Annotated in this window: 7 protein-coding genes; 5 read left to right on the top strand and 2 right to left on the bottom strand. The window is 70.3% G+C overall.

What is annotated here, in order from left to right:
• Positions 1-134: 134 nt before the first annotated feature.
• The 5 genes from ABZ896_RS33430 (at position 135) to ABZ896_RS33410 (ending at position 7,606) form a co-directional block, all read left to right on the top strand.
• Positions 135-3,065, top strand: coding sequence for an Rne/Rng family ribonuclease (locus tag ABZ896_RS33430; protein ID WP_360937241.1), 2,931 nt, complete (start codon positions 135-137; stop codon positions 3,063-3,065).
• Between the two features lie 188 nt (positions 3,066-3,253).
• On the top strand, positions 3,254-4,321 hold the full coding sequence (locus ABZ896_RS33425) for a glucose-1-phosphate thymidylyltransferase (RefSeq protein ID WP_360937239.1): 1,068 nt from the start codon (positions 3,254-3,256) through the stop codon (positions 4,319-4,321).
• Positions 4,318-5,310, top strand: coding sequence for a dTDP-glucose 4,6-dehydratase (gene rfbB / locus ABZ896_RS33420; RefSeq protein WP_360937237.1), 993 nt, complete (start codon positions 4,318-4,320; stop codon positions 5,308-5,310). The genes ABZ896_RS33425 and rfbB overlap by 4 nt, the downstream gene beginning before the upstream one ends.
• The gene (rfbD, locus tag ABZ896_RS33415; RefSeq protein WP_360937235.1) at positions 5,307-6,188 is read left to right on the top strand and encodes a dTDP-4-dehydrorhamnose reductase; all 882 of its coding nucleotides are present in this window, start codon (positions 5,307-5,309) and stop codon (positions 6,186-6,188) included. Before rfbB ends, rfbD begins: the two co-directional genes overlap by 4 nt.
• A gap of 71 nt (positions 6,189-6,259) precedes the next feature.
• Positions 6,260-7,606 (top strand): FG-GAP and VCBS repeat-containing protein, encoded by a 1,347-nt coding sequence (locus ABZ896_RS33410; protein WP_360937233.1) that lies wholly within the window; start codon positions 6,260-6,262, stop codon positions 7,604-7,606.
• Between the two features lie 34 nt (positions 7,607-7,640).
• Here the strand turns inward: ABZ896_RS33410 and rfbC are convergent, their stop codons facing one another.
• Positions 7,641-8,234 (bottom strand): dTDP-4-dehydrorhamnose 3,5-epimerase, encoded by a 594-nt coding sequence (rfbC, locus tag ABZ896_RS33405; protein WP_360937231.1) that lies wholly within the window; start codon positions 8,232-8,234, stop codon positions 7,641-7,643.
• 46 nt (positions 8,235-8,280) lie between these two features.
• Positions 8,281-10,311 (bottom strand): glycosyltransferase, encoded by a 2,031-nt coding sequence (locus ABZ896_RS33400; RefSeq protein ID WP_360937229.1) that lies wholly within the window; start codon positions 10,309-10,311, stop codon positions 8,281-8,283.
• Positions 10,312-10,542 lie beyond the last annotated feature (231 nt).

The raw sequence follows: 10,542 nt of genomic DNA, 5'->3' as shown, positions 1-10,542 counted from the left end.
GGTACACCGAGGTCACCGAGGTGCTGCGGAACGAGATCCAGTGGCGGCGGGACGTGCGGTAGCCGCAGTTCCAGACGCCGCAGCGGGCCGCCGCGGAGGCCGCCGCAGAGGCGGAGGCCGAGCAGGCCGAGCCGGTGGCGCCCGTGCAGGAGTACGCCGCCGAGGAGCCGGCCGGCGCGCGTCGCCGCCGTCGCCGCCGGGGCGCCCCCGACGAGGTCGAGGCACAGGACACCGTCGACGAGAGCGCCGTGGAGGAAGAGGCCGACGAGTCGGCCGAGGACTCCGTCGACGAGGAGGAGACCGAGGAGACCGGGTCGCGTCGGCGCCGCCGTCGCGGTGGCCGTCGTCGGCGTCGCGGTGACTCCGCCGACGCGTCCGGGGACGAGGAGTCGGACGAGTCCGACGACCCCGCCGCCGAGCAGTCCGAGCGCTCCGGTGAGGACGCCGAGGACGCCGTCGAGCAGGACGACGAGGACGCCGAGGAGGGCCACGACGAGCACGGCGGTTCCAGCTCCAGCAGCCGTCGCCGTCGTCGTCGCCGCCGTCGTGCCGGTGACTCGTCCACGGACTCCGAGCCTGGTGACAACGACCCGGAGCGGACCGTTGTCAAGGTGCGTGAGCCCCGGCCGAAGGCGGAGCCGTCCGACGAGGTGCAGTCCATCAAGGGCTCCACGCGTCTGGAGGCCAAGAAGCAGCGCCGCCGGGAAGGCCGCGAGCAGGGGCGCCGGCGCGTCCCGATCATCACCGAGGCGGAGTTCCTCGCCCGCCGCGAGGCCGTCGAGCGCGTGATGGTCGTCCGGCAGAGCGGTGAGCGTACGCAGATCGGCGTCCTGGAGGACGGCGTGCTCGTCGAGCACTACGTCAACAAGGAGCAGGCGACCTCGTACGTCGGCAACGTCTACCTGGGCAAGGTGCAGAACGTCCTGCCGTCCATGGAGGCCGCGTTCATCGACATCGGCAAGGGGCGCAACGCCGTCCTGTACGCCGGTGAGGTCAACTTCGAGGCGCTCGGCATGGCCAACGGGCCGCGCCGTATCGAGGCCGCGCTCAAGTCGGGGCAGCCCGTCCTGGTCCAGGTCACCAAGGACCCGATCGGGCACAAGGGTGCTCGTCTGACCAGCCAGATCTCGCTCCCGGGCCGCTACCTCGTGTACGTCCCCGAGGGCTCCATGACCGGCATCAGCCGCAAGCTGCCCGACACCGAGCGGGCGCGGCTGAAGACCATCCTCAAGAAGATCGTCCCCGAGGACGCGGGCGTCATCGTCCGTACGGCCGCGGAGGGCGCCTCCGAGGACGAGCTGCGCCGCGATGTCGAGCGGCTCCAGGCGCAGTGGGAGGACATCCAGAAGAAGGCGAAGAGCGGCAACGCCCCGACGCTGCTCTACGGCGAGCCGGACATGACCGTCCGGGTCGTCCGCGACATCTTCAACGAGGACTTCTCCAAGGTCGTCGTCAGCGGCGACGAGGGCTGGGAGACCATCCACGGCTACGTCTCGCATGTCGCGCCCGACCTGGCCGACCGGCTGTCGAAGTGGACCTCCGAGGTCGACGTCTTCGCCACGTACCGGATCGACGAGCAGCTCGCCAAGGCGCTGGACCGCAAGGTCTGGCTGCCCAGCGGTGGTTCGCTGGTGATCGACCGGACCGAGGCGATGGTCGTCGTCGACGTCAACACCGGCAAGTTCACCGGCCAGGGCGGAAACCTGGAGGAGACGGTCACCAGGAACAACCTGGAGGCGGCCGAGGAGATCGTGCGTCAGCTGCGGCTGCGTGACCTCGGCGGCATCATCGTCATCGACTTCATCGACATGGTCCTGGAGTCCAACCGGGACCTGGTGCTGCGGCGCCTCCTTGAGTGCCTGGGCCGGGACCGGACCAAGCACCAGGTGGCCGAGGTCACCTCGCTGGGCCTGGTTCAGATGACCCGTAAGCGGGTCGGCCAGGGTCTGCTGGAGTCCTTCTCCGAGACCTGCGTGCACTGCAACGGCCGTGGCGTCATCGTGCATATGGAGCAGCCGAGCTCCGCCGGTGGCGGTGGCGGTGGCGGTGGCAAGCGCAAGAAGCGCGGGCGCGGTGGTGACGGGCACGAGCACATCCACGAGGCCGTGGCCGTCGTAGAGGCGCCTGAGGAAGTCGAGACCGAGGCCGAGCTCGCCGCCGAGGTGGCCGAGCCCGTGTCCCTGGCCCCGACGGAGTTCGCGCCCGACGAGGACCTGTACAGCAGCGTCGCCGAGGCGGAGGCGGCCGCCACGCGCGGGCGTGGCCGTCGCCGGACGAGCCGCCGGGCGTCGTCTCCGGCCGGGGCGCCGCGCGGTGCCGGGTCGAGGAGGTCGGGCGGCTTCGAGGAGCCGGCTGCCGAGGAGGGCCCGGTTTCCGAGAGCGTCGAGGTCCCGACCGCCCAGGCCGTGCCTGCCGAGGTCGAGGCCGAGCGTCCCGTGCGGCCGGAGACGGCCGCCGAGGCGCAGGCCGAGCCGGTCGCCGTAGAGGACCCGGTCGTCGAGGCCGCTCCCGAGGCCGAGCCCGCCGACGAGGCCGCTCCCAAGGGCCGTACGCGCCGCCGGGCCACGCGCAGGGCGTCGGCTCCGGCCGGTTCCCCCGCGGGCGCCGAGGCAGCCGTGGTGACGGTCGCCGAGACGGCTCCCGCGGCCGAACCGCAGGCCGAGCAGGCCCAGGAGGCCGTGTCCGAGGCCGCGCCGGCCGAGACCGAGGCGGCCGCCGAGAGCGCCGCCCCGGCCCGTCCGCGGCGCCGTGCCGTCCGCAAGGCCACCGCGCCCACCGCGTCCGAGGAGTCGGCCGTCGTGGTCGTCCCGTCGGCCGAGGCCCCCGCCGAGGAGGCTGGTGCCGACGAGGCCGCTCCGGCCAAGAAGGCGGCGCGCAAGACGGCGAAGAAGGCCACGGCGAAGAAGGCCGCGACCAAGAAGACGGCGGCGGCCAAGAAGACGGCCGCGAAGAAGACCGCCGCCAAGAAGACGACGGCCAAGAAGGCCGCGTCGAAGAAGACGGTGGCCGCCGAGCAGCAGTCTTCGCAGTCGGTCTCCACGACGACCTCGACGACGGCCGAGTAGTTCCGAAGATCGAAATCCGCCTCCGGTTCGACCGGGGGCGGATTTCGTGTTTCGCTTCCCCACAGCGGTGACCCGTCAGCTGTCACCCAGGAATCGATCATGTGAATGGCGGGTGAATCTACGGTCTGGTAACAGGGTTATGATGTGAGCCGAGATCAGCGCCGAATCTTAGACAAACAGGGAATTTCGTGAAGGCTCTCGTGCTTTCCGGGGGAGCGGGCACCCGCCTCCGCCCGATCACTCACACCTCGGCCAAGCAGTTGGTGCCGGTCGCCAACAAGCCTGTGCTGTTCTACGGCCTGGAGGCGATCGCCGAAGCAGGCATCTCCGAGGTCGGAATCATCGTCGGAGACACCGCGGACGAGATCCGTGAAGCGGTGGGCGACGGTGCGCAGTTCGGAATCAAGGTCACCTACATTCCGCAGGACGCGCCGCTGGGTCTGGCCCACGCGGTGCTCATCGCCAAGGACTTCCTGGCGGACGACGACTTCGTGATGTACCTCGGCGACAACTTCATCGTCGGCGGCATCAGCGGTCTGGTGGACGAGTTCCGCAGCGAGCGCCCCGCCGCGCAGATCCTGCTGACGCGGGTCCCCAACCCCACCTCCTTCGGTGTCGCCGAACTCGACGGCGACGGCCGGGTGGTGGGCCTGGAGGAGAAGCCGAAGCAGCCCAAGAGCGACCTCGCCCTCGTCGGCGTCTACCTCTTCACCCCGGCCATACACGAGGCCGTCCGCTCGATCGAGCCGTCCTGGCGCGGCGAGTTGGAGATCACGCACGCCATCCAGTGGCTGATCGACCAGAAGCGCGACGTCCGTTCCACGACCATCTCCGGCTACTGGAAGGACACCGGCAACGTCACCGACATGCTGGAGGTCAACCGGTCGGTCCTGGAGACCGTCGATCCGGTGAACGACGGCACGGTCGACGAGACCAGCGAGATCATCGGCCGGGTGCGCATCGAGGCGGGCGCCAGCGTCAGCGGCAGCCGGATCGTCGGCCCCGCCATCATCGGCGCGGGCACGGTCGTCAACGACGCCTACATCGGCCCCTTCACCTCGGTCTCCGAGAACTGCCGTATCGAGGACAGCGAAATCGAGTACTCCATCGTGCTGCGCGGGTCCTCCGTGACCGGTGTGCGCCGCGTGGAGGCCTCGCTCATCGGGCGTGACGTCGAGGTGACGCCCGCTCCCCGTAACCCGAAGGCCCACCGGCTCGTGCTCGGTGATCACAGCAAGGTGCAGATCTCTTCATGACCTCCCCGACGAAGATCCTGGTGACCGGCGGCGCCGGTTTCATCGGCTCGCACTACGTCCGTACCGTGCTCGGCCCCGAGGGCCCCGGCGACGTGTCGATCACCGTCCTCGACAAGCTGACGTACGCGGGCAACCCGGCCAACCTCGACGAGGTGCGCGAGCACCCCGGGTTCGCCTTCGTGCAGGGCGACATCTGCGACCCCGAGCTGGTCGGCAAGCTGATGGCCGAGCACGACCAGGTGGTGCACTTCGCCGCCGAGTCGCACGTCGACCGTTCCATCGACGGCGGCGCGGAGTTCGTGCGCACCAACGTGGTCGGCACGCACACGCTGATCGACGCGGCTCACCGCGCGGGCGTCAAGACCTTCGTGCACATCTCCACCGACGAGGTCTACGGCTCGATCGACGAGGGCTCCTGGCCCGAGACGCACCCGCTCCAGCCCAACTCGCCCTACTCCTCGGCGAAGGCGTCCAGCGACCTGATCGCGCTGTCGTACCACCGCACCCACGGCCTCGACGTGCGTGTGACCCGCTGCTCCAACAACTACGGGCACCACCACTTCCCCGAGAAGGTCATCCCGCTCTTCGTGACCAACCTGCTCGACGGCAAGAAGGTCCCGCTGTACGGCGACGGCGCCAACGTCCGCGACTGGCTGCACATCGACGACCACGTCCAGGGCATCGAGCTGGTGCGCACCAAGGGCCGGGCCGGCGAGGTCTACAACATCGGCGGCGGCACCGAGCTCTCCAACAAGGAGCTCACCGGCCTGCTGCTCGCGGCCTGCGGCGCCGACTGGGAGACCAGCGTCGAGTACGTCGAGGACCGCAAGGGCCACGACCGCCGCTACTCCGTCGACTGCACGAAGATCCGCGAGGAGCTCGGCTACGTGCCCCGCAAGAGCTTCGAGCAGGGTCTCGCGGAGACGGTCCAGTGGTACCGCGACAACCGCGCCTGGTGGGAGCCGCTGAAGGAGCGGGCCGCCCTGTGAGCACCTGGCTGGTCACCGGCGCGGGCGGCATGCTCGCCCAGGACGTCCTGACGCGGCTCGCCGACGCCGGGATCCCCGCCGTCGCGGCCACCCGCGCCGAACTCGACATCACGGACCCGGAGTCGGTGCGCGCGGCCTTCGCCGCCCACCGCCCGGCCGTCGTCGTCAACTGCGCCGCCTGGACGGCCGTGGACGACGCCGAGTCCCGTGAGGACGAGGCGCTGCGGATCAACGGCGACGGCGCGCGAAACCTCGCCGAGGCGTGCGCGGCCGAGGGTGCCGTACTGCTCCAGGTGTCCACGGACTACGTGTTCGCCGGGGACGCGGAGAAGCCGTACGCCGAGGACGCGCCCACCGGGCCGCGCAGCGCGTACGGACGCACCAAGCTGGTCGGCGAACAGGCGGTGCTCTCCGGGCTGCCGTCACGCGGCTACGTCGTGCGCACGGCCTGGCTGTACGGCGCGGGCGGCGGCAACTTCGTCCGTACGATGATCAAGCTGGAGTCCGTCAAGGACACCCTCGACGTCGTCGACGACCAGCGGGGCCAGCCCACTTGGACCGCCGACCTCGCCGACCGGCTGGTCCGCCTCGGCCAGGGCGCCCTCGCGGGCACCGCCCCCGCCGGCGTCTACCACGGCACCAGCTCCGGCGAGACGACCTGGTTCGGCTTCACCCGGGCCATCTTCGAGCAGCTGGGGGCGGACCCCGAGCGGGTACGGCCCACGACCAGCGAGGCGTTCGTACGACCGGCTCCGCGCCCCTCGTACAGCGTGCTGGGGCACGACAGGTGGGCGGCGGCCGGTATCGAGCCGATCCGGGACTGGCGGGAGGCGCTCACCGAGGCGTTCCCGGCGCTGGTGAAGGCCGAGCGGGGCTGAACCGGAGAACAACCCGCGTAGTACGACTCGCGTAGTACAACCCAACACCAGGGCGGACAGTCCGACCCGGCATGAAGAGAAGTCATGTCGTCGGCGCCGCCCTGGTGTTGTTGTTGGCCGCTTGCGGGTCGGGCGGATCGGGGGAGGGGCCGGCGCGTCATTCCGGGGTCCGGTCGGACATCGACGGGGACGGGTACGGCGATCTCGTCTTCGGCGACTCGGGGGCGACCGTCAACGGCAAGTACGCCGCCGGATTCGCGGCCGTCCTGCGCGGCTCGGCGAAGGGGCCGGAGGACACCGACACGCCGCAGGTCGTCACACAGGACCAGTTGGGATTCGGCAAGGCGGGCCAGGGCGGCAACTTCGGCGGCAGCGGCACGAGCGTGATCGCCGACCTCGACGGGGACGGCCGGGCCGACCTCGTCACCCAGGCGGGCCGGAGGACGATCTTCGTCGTCTGGGGGAGCGACAAGGGGCTGTCCGACGGGGCGAAGCTCACCGGTTCCGCACCGCTGACCGGCGATGTCGACGGGGACGGACACGCCGATCTGGTCGTCAACAGCGACGAGGACACCGTACGGATTCAGCTGGGACCGTTCAGCCGTGAGGGCACCCCGCGCCGCACGACCTCCCTCGACCTGCCGCCGAGCACCGTGTCCCACCTCGCCGTGCCCGCCGCCCTCGGGGACGTCACCGGGGACGGCAAGGACGACCTCCTGGTCAGCTCGGGTGGACTGGCGGACGGGGGTCTCATCGCCGACGCCACCACCCTGTACCGGGGCACGGCCGACGGGACGTTCGTCGAGGGCCCGCGGCTGAAGGACGCGGAGGGCGGGGACTTCCACGGCGCCCAGCTCAGGACGGCGGACGTCAACAAGGACGGTTACGCCGACGTGGTGGCGGGCCTCGCCTGCGAGATGCGCGGCGATCCCTTCCCCCCGGAGGGCGGCAGCCGGCTGGAGGTCGTGTACGGCGGGCGCTCGGGGCAGAGCGAGAAGCTCAAGCCGCTGCGGATCACCGAGAAGACGGCGGGGCTGCCCGTCCAGGGCCCCTTCGGCTACTGCTCGTTCGGCTCTCGGCCAGCGGTCGGTGACGTCAACGGCGACGGATACGCGGACGTGGCGTTCGCGGCCGAGACGGAGAAGGGCGGGAAGGACACCGTCATCCTGCTGAGGGGAGGCGCCGACGGGCTCATGACGGACGGCGGACAGGCCGTGCCCGGCCTCACGGCCATGATGCTCGACACCAACGGCGACCGCGCCGCCGAGCTGGTGACCACGGACGAGGGGAAGGTAGAGGTACTGCGCGGCGGGCCGGACGGCGTCGAGACCGCACCGATGCTCACGGTCTACGGGGCCAACCTCGACCTCGGGCCGGACATCACGGGGACGGGACGGGGCTTCAGGCCGGTCGGATGACGCCAGAGAGGCCCCTGGCGTCATCCGCGGTGTCTCAGCCGCGCAGTTGCGCGTAGTAGTCCTGGCACGCTTCCCACGTCGGCAGCAGGCCCTGTGCCTCCGCCTCGGCCAGTGTCGGGGCCGCGGCGTCCTTGTCGGACAGGACGTACTCCACGTCCGAGGGCCACTCGATGCCCAGCTCCGCGTCGAGCGGGTGGACGCCGTGCTCGCGCTGCGGGGCGTACCCCTCGGAGCAGAGGTAGACCACGGTCGCGTCGTCCGTCAGGGCCAGGAAGCCGTGCCCGAGGCCCTCGGAGAGGTAGACCGAGTGGTGGTCCACGTCGTCCAGGCGGACGATCTCCCACTGCTTGTACGTGGGGGAGCCGACCCGGATGTCGACGATGACGTCCAGGATCGCGCCGCGCACGCACTTGACGTACTTGGCCTGGCTGGGCGGCACGTCCGCGAAGTGGATACCGCGCAGGGTGCCGCGGCTGGAGACCGAGCAGTTGGCCTGGGCGAGGTTCAGTCCGTGGCCGAGGGACTCCTCGAAGTCCCCGCCCTTGAACCACTCGTGGAAGCTCCCGCGAGCGTCTGGAAAGACCTTCGGTTCATGGATCCAGGCGCCGGCGATGCCGAGCTCCCGCATGTAGATCACTCCTTGCTTGTCGTTCGGGTCCGGACCGCGTCCGCGGTCAGCCGACCAGCTTCCTGGCGAGCCCGCTGATCTTCTTGCGGGCGGGCGCGGGCAGTCGGCGTACGACCGGACCGCCGACGGCGCGCAGCCGGCGCCGGATGGCCGCCTTGCGCCGCTTGGCCAGCGCCGCGCGCACCAGCTCCAGGTCCACGACCTTGAGGTCGCTGCTGATCGTCAGCTTCCCGTTGCCCTGGACCGTCACCTCGCACAGTTCCAGAGCGTCGTTCTTCTCGCCGTCCAGGCGCGCCGAGAGCTTCCAGTCGCCCGCGGGGACACCCCCCGCGCGCTCCGGCAGCACGATGTGACCGCGGCCGGAGAACGGGCGGACCTCACCCGGCAGCACGTGGGTACGGCCGTCCGCGGAGGTCAGGACCAGCTCGGTCTTGTACGGGGCCGTCGCGCCGCGGGTGAACACGTCCAGCCGCAGCTCCGCACCGCTGCCGGGCATCCGCTGCACCGGACGGTCGGCGAGGTAGGTCGCCAGCAGCTTGGCGCGGCGGGCCACGTCGAGGGTGAGGTTGCCGTGCGGGTCGGTGAAGTACGGGATCACCGCGCGCGAGGGCGAGCCGAGCAGCGCCGGGCGGCAGTCCGCGTCCACGTGCGGGGCGCGGTCGGCGCCCAGGCGGGCCTTGCGGACCACACCGAGGCCGCGCACCGGGACCCAGACGTCCCAGAAGCCCCGGGAGACCGGGCCGCGGCCCTTGACACCCTGCGGGGCGACCTGGCCGGTGCCGCGCAGCACGACCTCGCAGACGCCGTCGCCGAGGTCCTCGACCGTGGAGGTGTACCGGGCGGCGCAGGACCACTCGACGGCGGTCTCCCGGTTGCGCAGCGACATCTCGGCCTTGAAGTCGTCCAACTCGTCGGTGACGTCGACCAGTTCGCCGTCCTCGAGGATGCCCTCGGTGAAGTCGGGGTGCAGGAAGACGCGGTCGTCGCGGCGTAGCAGCTTCAGCGGCTCGGCGTCGTCGCCGTGGACGAGGCGGGCGCTGACGGTGACGGCCAGCTTGCCGTCGGACTGCCAGTCGACGTCCTCCAGGCGGGCGGTGCCCTTGATGGACTTCATGAACTTGGCGAAGCGCACCAGGCCCTGGCGGTCGTCGCGGCGCAGCAGGGTGGAGCGGACGCGGGTGAGCGCGCCGAGGCCGTTGTGCACGCCCTCGGTCATGAAGTCCTTCTCCAGCGGCTTCACGGCCTCGACCATCTCATCGAGGTAGGCCTCGTCGTAGCGCAGGACGCTGGGCTCGCTGAGCCGGCCGAGCATCTCGACCCGGTAGAAGCGGCGCAGCAGCAGGTCGCGGAAATCGCCGGGCTCGGTGTTGGCGACGACGACGTCGAGCACCTCGCGGAGGTTTCCGTAATAGCCGGAGGGGACGATCCGGGCGGAGCCCGCGTTGTTTCCGTCGTCGCGCTTCGAGTAGTAGTAGCAGGTGTAGCTGCCGAGAATGGAGACGACCTTCGCGGGGAAGTACGCCTCCATCATGTAGAGCTGGTCCTCAAGGCGCCGCTTGCCCTCGGGATAGGCGATGTTGTTCTCCCGCAGGAATTCCGTGCGGAACATCTTGTGCGGCGTGAGGCTGTCGTACAGGGGGGCGTCGTGGATGGTGCACTTCTCCCGGTCGAGCCGGAAGACGCCGTGCGGGACGCCGCGGAAGTTGCTGGCCACCTTGCCGATGACGATGTCGGAGACGTTGCGGTGGCCCATGTCGTAGAGCCGGCGCAGCGCGTCCGAGGCGAGGTAGTCGTCCTGGTCGACGAACTGGACGTACTCGCCGCGCGCCTCACCGACACCGATGTTGCGCGGCTTTCCGGGCCAGCCGGAGTTGGGTATGTGGATCGCCCGGAAATGCGGGTGTTCCTTGGCGAGGGCGTCCAGTTTCTCGGCGGTGTCGTCGGTCGAGCCGTCGTTCACGAAGAGGACTTCGAATTCCTCGGCCGGCAGGGTCTGCCGAAGCAGAGAGTCGATGCAGGGCTCTATGTACTTCCCCGGGTTGTACACCGGAATGATGACGCTCACTTTGATCGACATCTGCTGTACCTGTCTCCTGTCCGGAAGCCCTGTGGCGAGTGGCCGCCGCATGGACGGCCGGTGATCATGAGGTGTATGGCCTGGTGTCACAGGGTAGCTGTACATGTTCAAGGCGGCTCGGTTTGACCCCTTCGTCGACGGACCCGTACTCTTGACCGTCGACGTGTCCGCAGATAGGGCGCGTCACATCCCCGTAAACCTCTTCCTCCTGGGCACCGGGTGTCCCGGAGA

Source organism: Streptomyces sp. NPDC047072 (assembly GCF_040643855.1).
In the GTDB taxonomy this organism is placed as follows: Bacteria; Actinomycetota; Actinomycetes; order Streptomycetales; family Streptomycetaceae; genus Streptomyces.
The sequence above is the reverse complement of the archived record's forward strand: the minus strand, read 5'-3'. Positions and strand labels throughout refer to the sequence as shown.

Excerpts from the sequence above, each read along its gene's own strand:
- rfbB (WP_360937237.1), top strand. The coding sequence starts at position 4,318 with ATGACCTCCCCGACGAAGATCCTGGTGACCGGCGGCGCCGGTTTCATC.
- ABZ896_RS33410 (WP_360937233.1), top strand. The coding sequence starts at position 6,260 with ATGAAGAGAAGTCATGTCGTCGGCGCCGCCCTGGTGTTGTTGTTGGCC.
- rfbC (WP_360937231.1), bottom strand. The coding sequence starts at position 8,234 with ATGCGGGAGCTCGGCATCGCCGGCGCCTGGATCCATGAACCGAAGGTC.
- ABZ896_RS33400 (WP_360937229.1), bottom strand. The coding sequence starts at position 10,311 with ATGTCGATCAAAGTGAGCGTCATCATTCCGGTGTACAACCCGGGGAAG.